The sequence below is a fragment of the Rhodomicrobium sp. genome, from assembly GCF_047605405.1.
Taxonomy (GTDB): Bacteria; Pseudomonadota; Alphaproteobacteria; order Rhizobiales; family Rhodomicrobiaceae; genus Rhodomicrobium; species Rhodomicrobium lacus.
In genome coordinates, this window is record NZ_JASGFR010000042.1 from 12,938 (window position 1) to 30,671 (window position 17,734).

At 62.1% G+C, this 17,734-nt stretch carries 14 protein-coding genes; 13 read left to right on the forward strand and 1 reads right to left on the reverse strand.

Going from position 1 to position 17,734, the window contains the following annotated elements; genetic code table 11:
- The first annotated feature begins 228 nt into the window (after positions 1 to 228).
- The 6 genes from QM659_RS14440 to QM659_RS14465 all read left to right on the forward strand — a co-directional run bounded on the left by QM659_RS14440 (position 229) and on the right by QM659_RS14465 (position 5,907).
- Complete coding sequence (locus QM659_RS14440) at positions 229 to 969, forward strand: LexA family transcriptional regulator (protein ID WP_415188946.1); 741 nt, start codon at positions 229 to 231, stop codon at positions 967 to 969.
- Between the two features lie 111 nt (positions 970 to 1,080).
- Complete coding sequence (locus QM659_RS14445; RefSeq protein ID WP_415188947.1) at positions 1,081 to 1,617, forward strand: CoA-binding protein; 537 nt, start codon at positions 1,081 to 1,083, stop codon at positions 1,615 to 1,617.
- Between the two features lie 9 nt (positions 1,618 to 1,626).
- Complete coding sequence (locus QM659_RS14450) at positions 1,627 to 2,748, forward strand: class I SAM-dependent methyltransferase (RefSeq protein WP_415188948.1); 1,122 nt, start codon at positions 1,627 to 1,629, stop codon at positions 2,746 to 2,748.
- Positions 2,749 to 2,759: 11 nt separating this feature from the next.
- On the forward strand, positions 2,760 to 3,536 hold the full coding sequence (pgeF, locus tag QM659_RS14455; protein ID WP_415188949.1) for a peptidoglycan editing factor PgeF: 777 nt from the start codon (positions 2,760 to 2,762) through the stop codon (positions 3,534 to 3,536).
- Between the two features lie 193 nt (positions 3,537 to 3,729).
- Positions 3,730 to 4,839, forward strand: a complete 1,110-nt coding sequence (locus tag QM659_RS14460; protein WP_415188950.1) for a hypothetical protein — start codon at positions 3,730 to 3,732, stop codon at positions 4,837 to 4,839.
- A gap of 135 nt (positions 4,840 to 4,974) precedes the next feature.
- Positions 4,975 to 5,907 (forward strand): ribose-phosphate pyrophosphokinase, encoded by a 933-nt coding sequence (locus tag QM659_RS14465; protein ID WP_127077796.1) that lies wholly within the window; start codon positions 4,975 to 4,977, stop codon positions 5,905 to 5,907.
- Positions 5,908 to 5,986: 79 nt separating this feature from the next.
- Here the strand turns inward: QM659_RS14465 and QM659_RS14470 are convergent, their stop codons facing one another.
- Positions 5,987 to 6,796, reverse strand: coding sequence for an outer membrane protein (locus QM659_RS14470; protein ID WP_415188951.1), 810 nt, complete (start codon positions 6,794 to 6,796; stop codon positions 5,987 to 5,989).
- Between the two features lie 145 nt (positions 6,797 to 6,941).
- On the opposite strand from QM659_RS14470, the gene QM659_RS14475 reads away from it, so the two are divergent.
- From QM659_RS14475 to QM659_RS14505, 7 genes are all read left to right on the forward strand, one after another.
- Positions 6,942 to 7,619, forward strand: a complete 678-nt coding sequence (locus QM659_RS14475; protein WP_415188952.1) for a TetR/AcrR family transcriptional regulator — start codon at positions 6,942 to 6,944, stop codon at positions 7,617 to 7,619.
- Positions 7,620 to 7,798: 179 nt separating this feature from the next.
- Positions 7,799 to 8,416: a 50S ribosomal protein L25/general stress protein Ctc gene (locus QM659_RS14480; protein ID WP_415188953.1), complete on the forward strand. Its 618-nt coding sequence runs from the start codon at positions 7,799 to 7,801 to the stop codon at positions 8,414 to 8,416.
- A gap of 55 nt (positions 8,417 to 8,471) precedes the next feature.
- Positions 8,472 to 10,628 carry an aminoacyl-tRNA hydrolase gene (gene pth, locus QM659_RS14485; protein WP_415188954.1) on the forward strand — a complete coding sequence of 719 codons (2,157 nt, stop codon included), beginning with the start codon at positions 8,472 to 8,474 and terminating at the stop codon, positions 10,626 to 10,628.
- 340 nt (positions 10,629 to 10,968) lie between these two features.
- A complete protein-coding gene (gene ychF / locus QM659_RS14490; RefSeq protein ID WP_415188955.1) occupies positions 10,969 to 12,072 on the forward strand; it encodes a redox-regulated ATPase YchF in 1,104 nt (367 codons plus the stop codon).
- A gap of 394 nt (positions 12,073 to 12,466) precedes the next feature.
- The gene (locus QM659_RS14495) at positions 12,467 to 14,620 is read left to right on the forward strand and encodes a sodium-translocating pyrophosphatase (RefSeq protein ID WP_127077786.1); all 2,154 of its coding nucleotides are present in this window, start codon (positions 12,467 to 12,469) and stop codon (positions 14,618 to 14,620) included.
- Between the two features lie 1,066 nt (positions 14,621 to 15,686).
- On the forward strand, positions 15,687 to 16,775 hold the full coding sequence (locus QM659_RS14500; RefSeq protein ID WP_415188956.1) for a YadA-like family protein: 1,089 nt from the start codon (positions 15,687 to 15,689) through the stop codon (positions 16,773 to 16,775).
- Between the two features lie 76 nt (positions 16,776 to 16,851).
- Complete coding sequence (locus tag QM659_RS14505; protein WP_415188957.1) at positions 16,852 to 17,436, forward strand: hypothetical protein; 585 nt, start codon at positions 16,852 to 16,854, stop codon at positions 17,434 to 17,436.
- Positions 17,437 to 17,734 lie beyond the last annotated feature (298 nt).

Here is a 17,734-nt window from a genome sequence, read left to right on the forward strand (position 1 = left end):
TATCTTTCTATTGGGGAGTAAATGGGGTGGCCACACTCGCGAGGGACGGCTGCCGGGAGAAAGAGGTCATGTTCGGTTCTTGCGGGCGGGGAGCAGACAGGCCCCGGCGACCTGCTATACGGGCGGTTGCATCACAAAGCCCCGCGAATCAGATCAAACTCCGACGTTCCCTCACCAGGCCCCTTTTGGCACACGTATTACACAGTGCGTGTAGGTAGGCAAAGTACGATGCGAGACTGGACTCCCGATGAACTCAGATCGATTGCGGATCGCCTTCGGCGAGCGCGCATCGATGCCGGGTATGACAAAGCGAGCGACGCGGTCCGCAAATTCGGCTGGGGTTATAGCCGCTACATGAACTACGAGAATGGCGAACGCGCTGTTCCGCCGAAGCAGGCCATCCTGTTTGCCGCCGCATTTGGCGTTACGGTCGATTACATATATTTCGGCAAAGGATATTCTTTAAACAAAATTGAAAGGGTGGAGCCGTTATCCTCTCCAAAGACCCGTCACATACCCTTGCTGGCGCTCGATAACATGGACGAACTGAAACGCATCGCTGAGGGATCCGAGCCCACATCCTCCACGGCAATGCCGGTCTTCGGCGACGAGGCATTGCCCGGCCGCTGCGTCTTCATCGACATCCGTGACAAGTCCATGACCCACCCCCATGAGCCAGTCTCTTTCGAGCCGGGCGACAAGGCGCTCATCGACCTCGACGCTGTGCCGTCGCCGTCCGATTTCGTGCTGGCGCTCGTGCCCGAGGAACAGACCGCCCTCTTTAGACTCTACCGCGAGGTCGGTCGCGCGGAGGACGGCTCGATCATCGTCGATCTCGTTCCTCTCAACCCCAATTTCCGCACGATCCGCATTTCGAGCATATCGCCGGGTCAGGTCATCGGAGTTTGCCGCAGTATTCACCGCGTTTTCGACCTGACGATGCCGCTGCAGCGTCCGCGCCTCGGTTGAACGTCGGCACCGTGAACCCGTGCTCCAAGAACAGCGGGCAAAAGCAGGCGGTGCGCTTGAAAAGCGGCGCTGCGGCCTATATGGCGAAGTTCATTGCAGCAGGCGAGCACGATGAACCACGACTCCTATCCCGACACCTACATCGCGAGCATTCTTCACAATGCGAAGTCTTTCGCCATGGTCGGCGCGAGCGCGAACACCGTGCGCCCGAGCTATTTCGTGCTGAAATATCTTCTCGCGAAGGGCTATCGCGTATTTCCGATCAATCCGGGGCATGCCGGCGGTGAAATCCTCGGCCAGAAGGTTTTTGCAAGCCTCGCCGATCTGGCGGAGCCGGTGGATGTCGTGGAAATCTTCCGCAGTTCGGGAGCCGCGCAGGGCATCGTGGAAGAGGCGGTTGCGCTGAAAGACAAGCTTTCGATCAAGACGATCTGGATGCAGCTTGGCGTGCGCAGCGACGAGGCGGCACGGCTCGCCGAGAAGGAAGGGCTCAAGGTTGTCATGAACCGCTGTCCGAAGATCGAATATGGCAGGCTCTCGGGCGAAATCGGCTGGGTCGGCGTCAACAACAACCGCATCTCAAGCCAGAAACCCATCATTCTCGGCAAAGGCTATCAGCAGCTTTCCATCGGTCGCGACAAATCGTAGAACGGCAGCATGCCGTCTGATGCTTCCGATTCAGGCTTGACGCCCCTCGCGTTGAAACTTCGCCGCGCCATCGCGGAACGGGGCCCGATCCCGCTTCACGATTATATGGCGGCGTGCCTCTACGATCCCGAGCACGGCTATTACCGCAAGCGCAATCCTCTGGGGCGCGGAGGCGACTTCATTACGGCACCGGAAATCTCGCAGGTGTTCGGCGAGTTGATCGGACTTTGGGCCGCGCAGGTCTGGATGCAGATGGGCCAGCCGCGGCACGTGCGCCTCATCGAACTCGGGCCGGGGCGCGGGACGCTGATGGCGGACGCGCTTCGGGCCGCCCGCGTCGTGCCCGGCTTCCTTCATGGCACCGCCGTGCATCTCGTGGAAAGCTCCGAGATGCTGAGGGAAACGCAGAAGGCGACGCTCGCACGATCTCCTGTTTCCGTGCAGTGGCATGACGATTTGACCCAAGTGCCGGGAGGCCCTGCCATCGTCATCGCCAACGAATTCCTCGACTGTCTGCCCGTCCGGCAGTTCGTGTTCGACGGCGCCCCCAAAGCATGGCGCGAGCGCGTGGTCACCTTCTGCGATGGCGACTTCCGGCTCGCGAGATCTGCAGACGTTGCGCAGCCGCCGTTGACAGCCGTATCGCACGGCGCTCCCCAAGACGGCGACATCCTCGAACACTGTCCCGGCATCGCGCCGCTTTTCGCCACCTTCGCGGCTCGCTCGGCTGACGCGCCTCTTGCGGCGCTTGCCATCGATTACGGCTACACGAGGCCGGCCTTCGGCGAGACGCTGCAAGCCGTCCGGCACCACAAGTTCGCCGGGCTGTTCGACGCGCCGGGTCAGACGGACCTTACCGCGCATGTGGACTTCGCGCTCTTGGCACATGTCGCGCAAGATGCCGGCTTCGACGTCTTCGGGCCTTTGACCATGGGCGAATGGCTTCTGCGTCTCGGCGTCGAGGCTCGCGCCAACCAGCTTCTCGCCCGCGCATCGGCGGAGGAAGCGCGCGCCATAGCGCAAAGCATCGCCCGCCTCGTCGATCCGGCGCAGATGGGGACGCTTTTCAAGGTCCTTTCATGGACGCGTGGCATATCGGACCCACCGCCGCCTTTCGGCGGGCAAGGCTAGAAGGAATGACGATGGCTGACGCGGTGACGTTCAAGGCAGCGGAGGGGCTTTCGATCCCCGGCGTCAGGCATGGCTTCTTCCTGCGTACGGGCGGCTTGTCCGAAGGCATCTACGCGTCGCTCAATTGCGGGCGCGGCTCCCGCGACCGGCGCGAGGCGGTCGAGGAAAACCGCGCGCGCGTGGCCGCCGTCCTCGGGGTTCCTTCCCTGTCTCTGATCGGTCCTTATCAGATCCATTCGGCGAAAGCGGTGATCGCGCACGAGCCCTGGGAGCCTGCCGACGCACCTGAGGCGGACGCCATCGTGACAGCAACGCCGGGGCTTGCCGTCAGCGTGCTCACGGCCGATTGCGCGCCCGTTCTTCTCGCCGATGCGGAGGCGGGCGTCGTCGCGGCCGCCCATGCCGGATGGAAAGGCGCGAAGGCGGGAGTGCTCGAAGCCGCCGTCGCCGCCATGGAAAGCCTCGGCGCGAAGGCCTCGCGCATCAGGGCGGCGGTCGGCCCGGCCATCTCCCAACGCGCCTATGAGGTGGGGCCGGAATTCCGCACGGCGTTCATCGACGGTGCGCCAGAGAAAGCCAAGTATTTCTCGGACGCGTTCGGTCCTCGACCTCATTTCAACTTGTCAGCCTATGTGGTTGATAGTCTTGACGCGGCTGGGGTGAAATCGGCGGAAGATATCGGCGTCTGCACGGCCGAGAACGAATCGATTCTCTTCAGTTACAGACGTGCTTGCTTGCGCTCCGAGCCGGACTACGGACGCCAAATTTCCGCCATTCTGGTCGGGTGATGTGGATAACTAGGGGGCTTAAACCGGATTTTAACGTGTTTTTGGGGCGCTTCGCCGCTTTGGGCCGCGTCGTTCTGGACGCATTTTACGGCGACCGCTAAATTTCGTGCGTTATAAAGATTCGGCGGAATTATAGGTGCCGGTATAGTCAAGTACCGCCGTTCCTGAAGCAAAAAAGCAAGGAGTGGAGAAAGTGACGCGCGAGAACAAACTGGCCGCGCAGAGCGCAGCTCGCCGTGCCGCGTCGCTCTTGACTGGGGGACTTATGCTTGCCGGCCTCGCCGGGTGCAGCGGTGATCTCTTTCAGAATAGCGACAACGCCAGCCTGACTCAGAAGGCCAAGCCCGCTGTCGCCCTGTCCGCCGGACAGGGTGTTCCGCAGACTTATGCAAGCAAGGTCGACGAGCAGCTCGCTGCCTCGATCAAGGCCAAAGGCGTCGTCCTCGTCGACGCGAAGGACGCCCAATATATTCTTAAGCCGACTTATGCGGCTGCCACCGAAAAGAAGGGCACCAAGATCGCCTATGCGATCGATGTGACCGACAAGGCGGGCAACAAGGTTCGTACGATTTCCGGCGAAGAGATCGTTTCGAACAAGCGCGGCGGCGACAACTGGAAGCATTTGAACGACGAGGGCATCCAGAAAGTCGCTCTCAAGTCGGCTACAGATGTGGCGCTGTGGGTTGAAAACCCGAACGCTCCGCAGGCGGCTCCCGCCGTTGCGGCGGCACAGCCCGCGACGCCCGTGAAGGCAGCCGCGGCCCCGGCTGCGGCTCCGGCACCCGTGAAGGCGGCTGCGGCTCAGCCCGCGGCACCGAAGGTGCGCCAGCCCGCTCCTGCCGCCGAGCCTTCGCTGGCTTCGGCTGTTGCCGCTCCGGCGCCGCGTGCGCATGCTGCGGCCCATCCGGCTGAAGTGGTGGCGGTTGTGTCCGGGGTGACCGGCGCTCCCGGCGACGGCAAGACTTCCCTGACCGAAGCCATGAAGCGCGCGCTCAATCGCCAGGGCATCAAGCTTTCGTCATCGGCGGCGCCCGGTTCCTACAAGATCCAGGGACAGGTCGAGATGGGTGCGGCCCAGAACGGCCAGCAGCCGATCACGATCCGCTGGGTGGTGGTCGATCCGGCCGGCAAGCAGCTTGAGAAGACCGTGGTCCAGAACAACAAGATCGGCGCGGGCGCTCTCGATGGCCCATGGGGCGAGATCGCGGATCAGGCGGCTGGCGCGGCGGCGGCGGAGGTTTCCAAGCTGCTTAGTAAGGCACCCACCGGCCAGGCTCAGGCTGGAAACGGCACCTCGGGCTAATTCCGAAGTCATAATAACTCAACCTGTGGGTAGCCATGCGGCGCTCACAGGTTTACAGATGACGAGCGCGCTGGTAGAAGCGCGCTCGTTGTCGTTTGTGCACAACTCACGTTACCCAATGGACAATCCCGCATCATGAAGCTGGTCGCTGGCAATAGCAATCGGCCCCTGGCTAACGCCATCGCCGCTTATCTGAAGACACCGCTGACGGAATGCCTCGTGCGCCGCTTCTCGGACATGGAAATCTTCGTCGAGGTGCGTGAAAACGTACGCGGCGAGGACATCTTCGTGATCCAGTCGACATCCTACCCGGCAAACGACAATCTGATGGAGCTGCTGATCCTTACCGATGCGCTGAGGCGCGCCTCGGCGCGGCGCATCACGGCGGTCATCCCGTATTTCGGCTACGCCCGGCAGGACCGCAAGACGCTGCCCCGCACGCCGATCTCGGCGAAGCTCGTGGCGAACCTCATCACGCACGCCGGCGCTGATCGCGTGCTCACCGTCGATCTCCACGCCGGCCAGATTCAGGGCTTCTTCGACATCCCGACGGACAACCTCTATGCCGCGCCGGTCATGGTCCGCGACATCACCAAGCGCTACACCGACGGTAACATCACCGTCGTCTCGCCGGACGTTGGCGGCGTGGTCCGCGCGCGCAGCCTCGCCAGCCGCATCGACGCGCCGCTCGCCATCATCGACAAGCGCCGGGACCGTCCGGGAGAGTCCGAGGTGATGAACGTGATCGGCAACGTCACCGGCCGTCACTGCATCCTCATCGACGACATCATCGACTCGGGCGGTACATTGTGCAACGCGGCGCACGCCCTGATCGAGAAGGGCGCGTCGTCGGTCGCGGCCTATGCCACGCATGGCGTGTTTTCGGGGGGCGCGGTCGCCCGCATTCAGGCGTCGAAGATCGATACGCTCGTCATCACGGATACGATCGTGCCGACCGAGGCCGTGCGCGTGGCGGGCAACATCGAGGTGTTGTCTCTGTCCGCGCTGATCGGCGAGGCGATCCTTCGCACATCCGGCGAGGAGTCGGTCTCAAGCCTGTTCGATTGATCGATCCGAAAACGCACATGTCTTTCAAACGCGAAATGGCCGGGATTTCCCGGCCATTTGCATTGCGGGGCGCGCGTTTTTACTTGAGGGAAGCTCGTTGAGAACTGCCGAACTCATAGCGGATGCCGACCATGACATCGTGACTGGCGATCGCGCTCGTTCCGCTCAGCGGTTCGCCGCCCGATGCGCTCACCTTCATATCTCCCGCGTCGACGTAGCGATAGCCGATGTCGAGCGCCAGCCGCTCTGAAAGCGCATACGACACGCCCGCGCCGACGCTCCACGCAAAGTTCGTTGCGTCCTTTTTGTCGGTGAAGCTGTCATAAGTAACGCCTTCGAGCATCGCGCGCGTATTTTTATAGTTCACAAAGCCCCAGCCGATGCCGCCGCCGATATAGGGCGTGAGCGCAGTGCCGGTATGAATGTCGTACCAGACGTTCGCCATGAACGTATTGAGGGTGACAGTGTCGGCCTGCGTCATGACGGCGGGATTGGCGGGATAATAAACGCCGCCGTAGGTCGTTGAATACGTCATGTCTCGCGTGGACGACACCTCGGCGGCATCGCGCGCCGTGTAGTCGAGTTCGAGGCGGACAGGCAGGCCGGTCTTCGATGCGAGATTGTAACCGAGCGAGACGCCACCGCCCAACACTGTGTCGGTCTTGTCGGGAAACGCCCAGGATTGGGCGGTCCCGGAATACGGGATTTGGTTTTCATCGTAGAACAAGTATTCGCCCTGAAGAACGCGGCGGTCGCTGAACGAAGCGATGCTCGCGCCGATCTTGGCGCCGACATAAAGGCCCGACAGGGTAGTTTCCTGCGCATGCGTCGGCGTCGCGAGACAAAGCGCGGCGAGCGCGGGCAGGATGTTGATCCGGGATAATTTCATTGCAACCCTCTGATTTAAGTGCCGAAGCGAAGGGTTACGTCCACGCCGCCGAAATGCAACATGGTGTTGCAAATTAGAACTCTTCCATTTGCAACATGTTGTTGCGAAGCAACTCGTTCCAGAATGGTTTTAAATCGAGACGGGGATGAGCGAGAAAGACGACAGGCCCGAACAGAAGCCGGGGCGTCCCGCGCGTATATCGCGCGCCGCCATCGCCGAATGCGCACTCGAAGTCGGGCTCGACAGTGCAACGATGGTTACGATCGCGGGGCGGCTCGGCGTCGACCATTCTTCGCTTTACCGCCATGTGAAAGGGCGCGACGATATCATCTCGGCCGCCATCGATGTCGCGGTGGAGCGGATCGACTGGACGCCGCCCGCCCGCGACTGGCGTGAGGCTGTCGAGATGACGGCCGAAGCGGCCTGGGCGATGTACGAGGCGCATCCCGGCCTTGCCGAGGCGATTCGTACGCTTGAGACGACCCCGCCCGCTATCGTCCGCGCCTTTGCGGCGATGTGCCATCGTCTGGAGGGGTTCGGCTTCGCGAGGCTCGATGCAATTCTTGTGGTCGATACAGTCATGGACATGACAAACGACTCGGCGGTTGCGCTGCGCCGTCTCCGCCAGCCCGCTCAAAAAAAAGGACAAACGGTTGAAGTCGCCAAGGCGGAAGCCTGGAAGCCGGTGGAACACTCCGACACTTATGCCGCGATCAGGGCGGCGACGTGGGCGGCATATGCAGGCGATCCGAAAGGGTGGTGGCGGCGGAAGCTCGCCCTCGTCCTGGCTGGCGCCGCCGCGTTGCATCCCGATATCTCATGAAGAACGTCGGAGGCGCGGCTTTCAGCGGGTCATCGAAACGAAGATTGCCTGAATAAACCAGCTTATTGTCTTTCGCAGCGCTTGCCTTTATAGAGAGGGTTTGAGACATCCCTGAGTGCAGAACGTCCGCGTGCTTGATCGCCGCACAGACGCGCTCATCCAACAAAACAGAGACAAAAATGGCTGAGGTTATCGAACTCAAGGCGCAGGCGCGCGAAGGCACCGGCAAGCTTGCGAACCGCGCGCTCCGGGCACAGAAGCTCGTTCCGGGCGTCGTTTACGGCGGCGAAAAGAGCCCCGCGAATGTCACGCTCGAATATCGGCATGTCTGGCAGCACTATCAGACTGGCCATTTCCTCTCGACGGTCTACCTGCTCGACATCGACGGCAAGAAAGAGCGCGTGATCCCGCGCGAGGTGCAGGTCGATCCGGTGCGCGATTTTCCGATTCACGTGGATTTCCTGCGCGTCTCGAAGTCCTCGCGCCTCGAAGTCGAAATCCCTGTGCACTTCATCAACGAAGAAGCGTCGCCCGGCCTGAAGCGCGGCGGTGCCCTCAACATCGTGCGCCACTCGGTCGAACTGTCCTGCCCGGCGGATTCGATCCCGGATCACATCACGGTCGACCTGACCGGCTACGACATCGGCGACAGCATTCACATCTCCGCCGTGAAGCTTCCGGCTGGCATCACGCCCACCATCACGGACCGCGATTTTACGGTCGCAACGATCGCGGGCGCGGCTGCGCAGATATCGGAAGAGGCGGCTGAAGCCGCCGCGGCTGAAAAGAGCGAGTAGCATCCTCCCATACCAGTTCGGCGTTCATCATCGATAAAATGTGAGAGATTTCATCATGAAGCTGATCGTCGGATTGGGTAATCCGGGTGAGAAATATCGTGGCAACCGCCACAACATCGGTTTTCTGGCGGTTGACGAATTGGCGAGGGGCTACGGTTTCTCGCCGTGGAAGAAGCGGTTTCAGGGGCTGGTCGCCGAAGGGCAGATCGGCCTCGTTCGCGCCATCCTCTTGAAACCCGCGACCTTTATGAACGAGAGCGGCCGCGCCGTCGGCGAAGCCCTCCGCTTCTACAAGCTGGCCGTCAGCGATGTGATCGTCATCCACGACGAGATCGACCTCGAACCCGGCAAGATCCGCGTGAAGACTGGCGGTGGCAATGCCGGTCACAACGGCCTCAAGTCCATCACCGCGCATGTCGGCAACGATTATCGCCGGGTGCGGCTGGGCGTCGGTCACCCCGGCGATAAGGCGCTCGTCGCCAATTACGTCCTCCACGATTTTGCGAAAGCCGATGAGGAATGGCTCGTGCCGCTCCTCGAAGGAGTCGCGCGCGGAATGACGAACCTCGTGGAAGGAAAAGAGGCCAGTTTTTTGAGCGAGGCCGCCCGGGGACGGAAGCCACTCCCGAAGGCGGCAGAGGAAACGGGCGCCGCTGAAGCACCGGCTGCGGCGCGTGAGACGTCCGATGAGCGCATCCCGGCAGCAGCGGAGGCGATTGCTTCGGATGCTGTTGCGGACGCGCCAGCCGAGGAAACGACCGCCGAGGGAGGCGTCGCTTTCGCGTCGGTCGAGGATGCCATCGCGTCTCTCGGGATCGAAACGCCGAGTTCGATAGAAGCTCCCATTGTCGAGGAAGTCCCGGCACCTGCCGAAACAGAGGCAGAGGCCGCTCCGCAGGCGGTGGCAAGCGAGACGCAGGAACCGGAAACCGAAGCCGCCGCTGGCGTAGTGCCAGAAATCGTCGCCGAGCCCGTAGCCGAAGCTCCCGCCATGGAGCCCGCAGACATCGGCGACGTGATCTCCCAGCCGATTGCCGAAGCGCCAGCCGTTGAGCCCGTCGCGGCTGAAGAAAACGCGGTTGAGCCAGAGGTTACAGCCCCCGCCGCCGAGCCCGTTGCGGTGGAAGAGGTGAGCGAAACCACAGCCGACCCCGAAGCGGAAGCGCTTGCTGCAATCGTCGCGGCAGCGACGAAGCCCATCGAACCGATGCCCCTTCCTCCGATCACGGTATCGGCGGGGCGCGACGGAAGTGGCGGCGCTGTATCCTCCGCCGTTGTTCTCCCTCATCCCGACGCCGCCGGTTCGACAGAAACCGTCTTCGATCTGGAGCGCGAAGTGCCGCCTCAGCGCGTGCCGCGCGATCAGGAAATCCTCGCCGCAAGGGAAGCGCTCGAGGCCACCGCACCGAAGCAGCCCGAGGCCGATGCAGCGCCGGTGGCGACGACCGGCGACGAAGACGCCGTCGTCGGCCTGTCCGGCGAAGCTGAAGCGAGCGCTGTTGTGAACGCAGCCGCCGAAGAGGCGACTTCTGAAGAAACTCCCGAACAAGGCGCCCACATAGCTGAGTCGCAGGTGGAATCCTCCGCCGAGCCCGAAACCGAACAGGTGCCGCTCGCGACAGAGGAGCCCGCCGAAACGCTCAACGCCGCGCCGAGCGTGGATGAAGAGACGACCGAGGCGGAAACGACCGTAACGGTCGATGAGGCTCCTGTCCAAGCCCCGGCGGTTGAAGAGGCTTTCTCCGCGCCCGTCGAGGTTTCGGAAGACGCGCCCCATCAGGACGGCGTAGAGGCAAGCGTCGTCGAGCCGGAGCCGGTCACAGAGCCAATTCACGCAGGATCGCCGGAGCCGGCACCGGAGCCCGAGCCGATCATCGACCCGGTTCCCGCGCCAGAGCCGCAGCCTGTGCCCGAGCCGGAGCCCGTCAGCGATCCGGACCCCGTGCCGGAACCTGCACCCATCCCCGGTCCGGACCCGGTTCAGGAACCCGAGCCCACGCCTCTCCCCGAGCAGGCACAGGCTTCCGCCCCGGTCCATTCCGAGCGCGAGCTGGAATTTGCAGGCGCAGCCGCGGCAGCCGTCATCGAAAGGCCGAGCGCTCCTGAAAATCCGTCCGTTCCGGATTCCGGCGGCGAGCCAGCCTCCACCCCGGTTGCCAACAAGAAGGGCGGCGGCTTCTTCAGCTGGTTCCGCCGACGCGTTCGGGGTTGACGCGAGAGGCTGCGGCGGGTCTCTTCGGTGAGCCCGCTGGCTGGACTTCGGTCGCGCAAGACCTTATAGCAACCGAAGGCTGCTGCGAGGCGCGTGCAAGACCCCTTGTCGCATGAACCGCCAGCGGCATGGCGACAGCGAGGTTTTGCAGCACGGTTCGCCCCTTCGGGAGCGGCGGTGCGCCTTGGGAATGAGGCTGCCGCCGGATTGCCGCCTCACCGGGCTCCTTTGCGGTTCATCGTATGGGCTGACCGGCTTACCGATTTGAGTCGTTTTTTCACGCGAACATGCATCCCCTTCGCCTGAAAAGCTCACAGACAAAGCATCGACAGGACGTTTCATGGGTTTCAAGTGCGGTATCGTCGGCCTGCCAAACGTGGGTAAATCCACGCTTTTCAACGCCTTGACACAGACGGCGGCAGCGCAGGCCGCGAATTATCCCTTCTGCACGATCGAGCCGAATGTGGGCGAGGTCTCAGTGCCCGACGAGCGCCTGCAGAAAATCGCGGCCGCCGCGAAATCCGCCGCGATCATCCCGACGCGCCTGACCTTCGTGGATATCGCCGGGCTCGTGCGCGGTGCGTCGAAAGGCGAGGGTCTCGGCAACAAGTTCCTCGCCAACATCCGCGAGTGCGACGCGATCGCCTATGTGCTCCGCTGCTTCGTGGACGACGACGTGACGCATGTCGAGGGCCGCGTCGATCCGCTGGCGGATGCGGACACAATCGAAACGGAGCTTATGCTCGCCGATCTGGAAAGTTTGGAACGCCGCCGCCCCGCCCTCGAAAAAAAGGCCAAGGGCAACGACAAGGAAGCGAAGACCGCGATCCAGCTGATCGACGTCGCGCTGAAATACGTTTCCGAGGGAAAGCCCGCGCGGCTAGCACTGGCGGAGATCCCCGAGGCCGATCATCGCGCTTTCCGCAACCTTCAGCTTCTCACCGCGAAACCCGCGCTCTACGTCTGCAATGTGGACGAGGCAAGCGCGGGGACGGGCAACGCCTTTTCAAGGATCGTGGAGGATCGCTACCGGCCGGAAGGCGCGGAAGTGGTCATCATCTCGGCCAAGATCGAGTCCGAGCTTGCGCAACTCGACGAGGAGGAGCGCACGCTTTATCTCGCTGAGCTGGGGCTCACCGAGCCGGGCCTCAACCGCCTGATTTCAGCGGGCTATCATCTTCTCGACCTCATCACCTACTTCACCGCAGGGCCAAAGGAAACCCGCGCCTGGACGATCACCAAGGGCACGGCGGCCCCTGCTGCCGCAGGCGTGATTCACTCGGATTTCGAGAAGGGCTTCATCCGTGCGGAGACGATCGCCTATAGCGATTTCGTTTCGCTCGGCGGCGAGACAGGCGCCAAGGAGGCAGGAAAATTCCGCCTCGAAGGCAAAGACTATGTCGTCAACGACGGCGACGTCTTGCACTTCCGCTTCGCGAATTAGTCAAGCGCGGTTCAGCACGCATCGCGATGTGAACAGCGCGCGTCCCTAATTCCGCAGACCGGATTCGGCTCACCATCCACGGCTTCGACACCGCGAGCGGTTTCGCGCAAGGCGCGTGGCCGCTTGCTCTGCGCCCCCGCAAGCAGAACTGCGACTATAGGCCGTCGGACAACTTGTCACGACAGAGGCGCTTCCAGAAAAAACATGCTCGAGTCTTCCGCGCCTTGACAATGATACCAGCCATGCGGCTCCGGAAAATGTGTTGACACTCGCGTGTTGCCTTGTGCGGCCAAGTTTTCTAAGGTCGCGGCGCTGTGCCGGGAGCTAAACGATAATCCCACTCGTCCGGCGGTGGGCATCTTTCGCCCAACCCTCTCGTTCCAGGATCTCATCCATGAACCAAGTACTTTGGATCATTATTGCTGGAGGCGCGCTCTCCATCCTTTACGGCGCGCTGACCACGCGCTCGCTGTTGGCGGCAAGTTCCGGCAACGCGCGCATGCAGGAAATCGCGGCGGCCATTCAGGAAGGCGCATCCGCCTATCTGGCGCGGCAGTACACCACGATCGCGATTGTCGGCGCGGTCATCTTCGTCATCCTCGCCTATCTGCTTTCCTTGACGGTCGGTGTCGGCTTTCTGATCGGCGCGCTTCTGTCCGGCGCAGCGGGCTTCATCGGCATGCTCGTGTCGGTGCGCGCGAATGTGCGGACGACGCAGGCGTCTTCGGAAAGCCTCGGACAGGGCCTGTCCATGGCCTTCAAGGCTGGTGCGGTGACGGGGCTTCTCGTGGCTGGCCTCGCGCTGCTCGGTGTGACCATCTATTACACCGTGCTGACGCAGTATCTCGGCTACGCGCCGAATGACCGCCGCGTCATCGATGCGCTCGTCGCTCTCGGCTTCGGCGCCTCTCTGATCTCGATCTTCGCACGTCTCGGCGGCGGCATCTTCACGAAAGGCGCGGACGTGGGCGGCGACCTCGTCGGCAAGGTGGAAGCCGGTATCCCCGAAGACGACCCGCGCAACCCGGCAACCATCGCCGACAACGTCGGCGACAACGTCGGCGACTGCGCCGGCATGGCTGCCGACCTGTTCGAGACCTATGCCGTGACCGTCGTTGCGACGATGGTGCTTTCCTCCATCTACTTCGCCTACGATCCGGCCCTCCTGTCGCGGATGATGATCTTCCCGCTCGCCATCGGTGCGGCCTGCGTCGTAACGTCCATCGTCGGCACGTTCTTCGTCCGTCTCGGCTCGAACAACTCGATCATGGGCGCGCTCTACAAGGGGTTCATCGCTACCGGCGTCCTCTCGCTGATCGCCCTCTATCCGCTGACCGACTATCTCGTCGGCCTCGGAACGACGCTGAAAGCCAACGAAGCGACATTCACAGGCTTCGACCTGTTCTGGTGCGGCGTAATCGGTCTCGCGGTTACAACGGCCATCGTCGTGATCACGGAGTACTACACCGGCACGGGCTATCGCCCCGTGAAGTCGATCGCGCAAGCGTCCGTGACCGGACACGGCACGAACGTCATTCAGGGTCTCGCCGTTTCGCTTGAGGCGACCGCGCTTCCGGCAATCGTCATCATCGCGGGCATCCTGTCGACCTACAACCTCGCCGGTCTTTACGGCATCGCGATTGCAGTGACCACGATGCTCGCGCTGGCGGGCATGGTTGTCGCGCTCGACGCTTTCGGCCCGGTGACGGACAATGCCGGCGGCATCGCCGAGATGTCGGATCTGCCATCGGCCGTCCGCAAGACCACCGACGCGCTCGACGCGGTCGGCAACACCACAAAGGCCGTGACGAAGGGTTATGCCATCGGTTCCGCGGGCCTCGGCGCGCTCGTCCTGTTCGCGGCTTATACGGAAGACTTGCGTTATTTCATCAACCAGGCGGCGACGAGCCCGGATCACTTCCAGTACTTCAAGAACGTGACCGTCGACTTCTCGCTTTCGAACCCGTATGTCGTGGTCGGCCTGCTTTTCGGCGGTCTGCTGCCTTATCTCTTCGCGGCGATGGGCATGACGGCTGTCGGACGCGCGGCGAGTTCCATCGTTGAAGAGGTCCGCCGTCAGTTCCGCGAGAAGCCGGGCATCATGAAGGGCACAGAGAAGCCCGACTACGGTCGCGCGGTCGACATGCTGACCAAGGCCGCCATCAAGGAAATGGTGATCCCGTCGCTGCTGCCGGTCCTGTCGCCGGTCGCGATCTTCGTGATCATCAACGCGATAGCAGGCAAATCGGCCGCGTTCTCCGCCCTCGGTGCGATGCTTCTCGGCGTCATCATCACGGGTCTTTTCGTCGCCATCTCGATGACCTCGGGCGGTGGCGCGTGGGATAACGCCAAGAAGTCGTTCGAAGACGGCTTCGTCGACAAGGACGGCGTCCGGCATTTGAAGGGTTCCGATGCTCACAAGGCGTCGGTGACCGGCGACACGGTGGGCGATCCCTACAAGGACACCGCCGGACCGGCCGTCAACCCGATGATCAAGATCACCAATATCGTGGCGCTTCTGATCCTCGCCGTGCTGGCTCACCAATAGGCGCCTGAGCAGCTTGCTGGCACAACCGCAGAAAAACCAATGGCCGGGGAAACCCGGCCATTACCGTATCTGCCACCTCGCAGGTTCGATGTGCGGTGCGTCGTCCCACGGCCCGCAAGAGGGCCTGCCCGAAGACATCGGCTTCTGCACACCTCAGCGGCGTTGAGCCGTTCGAAGAGTATCGCTCAAGGATTCGCTCACGCTCGATTTTCCGGGACCGGTTCTGTGCGCGATTTCCCGACAGCGCCTATCGGCGCGCGACGTTTCTAGACTAGGCCGCGTCCCTGGCATCGCGGATCTGCGACGGCTCCCCACTGCACAAATCCCGATTCGACCGAACGATCTCAAGCGCCCTCTGTTCGATATCGCTCAACAGCGAATCGTTAAGGCGTTCCTGGCTTTCCTCGGGGTTCTCTTTGCATAGGAACTTTTCCCAGAGGCGGGAAATGGTTTCTCTCAGGGGCATCGAACCTCCCACAACGCGTCAGCCGAATAACCCAAGTATTTACGAAAACGCGAGGTGGTCAACCGATATATCTATCAGGTTGTGATGATCGGTTGATGTCGCCCAGGCCTGAGGGCAGTCCCATCGTTCGCCCGCGACCGACTGGAGGCCGTCAGGAAAAGTGCGAAGCGATTTTCCGGCAAGACGCGAACAAACCAGGCGCGCACTCGATGCAAAGCGGATGCGGCTGGTGGCCGTCCGCTGTGGAGCGCGCTTCTGACCGGAGGCTTTCGCTTGTGCGGAGACGCCGGTGACGCGCATCCGTCCGATTCAGTCGGCCATTACTTTCGATAAAGATATAAGAAAAACAACTTCTTATCCGCCGATGTCGGCCACCGTGCAAAAGGCGCGTCATGTCACGCGAAGGTCGCCTGGGCTCCGGCGATGCAACCAATGATAGTTGCATGGTTGCACCACAGCCTGCCGTTTCATTCCCACAAGGTCATTTCGAGCTTGAGTTGCTGAATGCTCTTTGCAACCTAGACGAGTAGTAAGTGGAGCATTCGCTTTTTGAGTCTCCTTTAAATCGCCTTGGCTTCAGGAAAGGGCAATCCGATGCAAATGAACAAAACTCTGGCGACACTTATCGCAGGCGCCAGCGTGCTCGCGCTTTCGAGCGGGGCGGGCTTCGCGCAAGCAACCGTGCAGATCGGGGGCGTGACTGCGGGCACACCGCTTACCACCGACGCGAGCGGCAATCTTTCTGACGGCACGAACACCGCCACGTCGATCACTGCGACCGATGGAACGAGCTCGTCCGCGATCGGCGGTGCCGGTTTCTCAGTCAACGACACCAGCGGGAACTTGACCTCTGTGACCAGCACCCGCGTTCAGTCGACCGATGGCACCAATACGACGACTCTGAATGCGAGCGGCCTGGCGACGTCCGGCACCGTCGAATCGACCGATGGCACCAACACGACGACTCTGACCGCCGGCGGCTTGACGACCGATGGTGTGCTGACCGTGACCGACGGAACCGATACCACCACCATCAGCGCGAACGGCGTGACGAGCACCACCGGTACGCTTTCGGGATCCGCGCTGGTAGCGGGTACAGGCGGCATCACTTCGGGCGGCGCGCTTATCGTCTCGGCTGGCGGCGCTAACATCACGGGCGGCACGACGACCGATACGCTCAGCGTGACGAGCGACGCGGCCATCGGCGGCAATCTTACCGTCTCGGGTAATTCCACTGTGACAGGTACCCACACGGTCACGGGGCTGTCCACGCTCAGCGGCGGCGCGGTGATCTCCGACAGCCTCACCGTCCGCGCCGGCACGGACGTCGACTTCGGCGGCAACCGCATCCAGAACGTCGGCACTCCTATCGCTGCGACCGATGCTACGAACAAGGCTTATGTCGACTCCAGAGATGCGATTTTGAACGACCGCATCAAGGACGTGCGTGACGGCGTCGCCATCGCGCTCGCAGTCCAGACGCCCGACCTCGTCGCTGGCGAGAAGTTTGGCGTGTCCGTGAACTTCGGCACCTATGACGGCTCGAACGCGATCGGCGTCGGCCTGCAGGGCGTGCTCGGCAAGAACCTGTTCGGCTTCGGCGAGCGCGTGGCCCTGACGGGCGGCGTCGGCTTCGCCACCGAGCGCGACAATGTCGGCGGTCGCGCCGGCGTTCAGTTCACCTGGTAACTGCCGGGTTGTGGCAGGCGCATCAGGCTGCCGCTTCGGCGGCAGCCTTTTTTGTTGCAAATAGTGGAGTGGTCCGATGCGAGCAGCGCGTTTCTGGCTCTGTGCGGCAGCGATTTCAGCCTTGCCCTGGGCCGCGACGGCGCAGACGAAGGGACCGGCGGATAAACCCCGTCCCGAGGCGACCGCAAAAAGCCCTGAGGCGAAGCCTGAAATCAGGATCGAAGCTGCCGAACTCGCAATGCTGATCAAATCGACGATCCTTGCGCTTCAGCACGCGAACCAGACCGGCAATTATTCGGTGCTGCGCGATATGGGTTCGCCGGTTTTCCGCGAGCGTTTCGATCAGGCGCAAGTCACGGCGTTCTTTGCCAATCTTCGCGCACGCAAGATCAATCTCACGCCGGTTTTATTGCTCGCGCCGAACCTCACCAAAAATCCCGAACTGACGGAAAACAGAAAATTGCGCATCGTCGGCAATTTCCCGACCCAGCCCTTGCAGGTTCAGTACGACCTGTCGTTTATCCGGCTCGATGGCGTCTGGCGTGTCGAGGGGATCGCAGTGGATGCGGTCAAGCCGCAGGCCGTGGCGGCAGTGCCACAGAAGCCGACGGCCGAAACTGCGCCCGCGAAGGAAACCTCATTGAAAAAACGCGGCAATTAGAAGGGTAGGGACGTCATTAATGGCGTCTTAAAGCCGCTCGGGGGTTGCAAATTTGATTTGCATCAAACCGCCATAGCGGTATTTGTGATGCAATAAGGTCACGCGCCGTCACGGTCGCGCTTGCTCCCGCACAATCCGCGATGTTGTAAGTGCCGCCAACCGGCCGTTGTGTGTTGGAAACTTAAGAAGTGCAGTCCATGAAAAAGTCCCCCTCGAAGAGTTGGTATTCATCAGAAGATTGGTTCTACGATTACGAGCAGGGGAACGGTCACACGCTTACGGTCCACGAGCAGGAAAA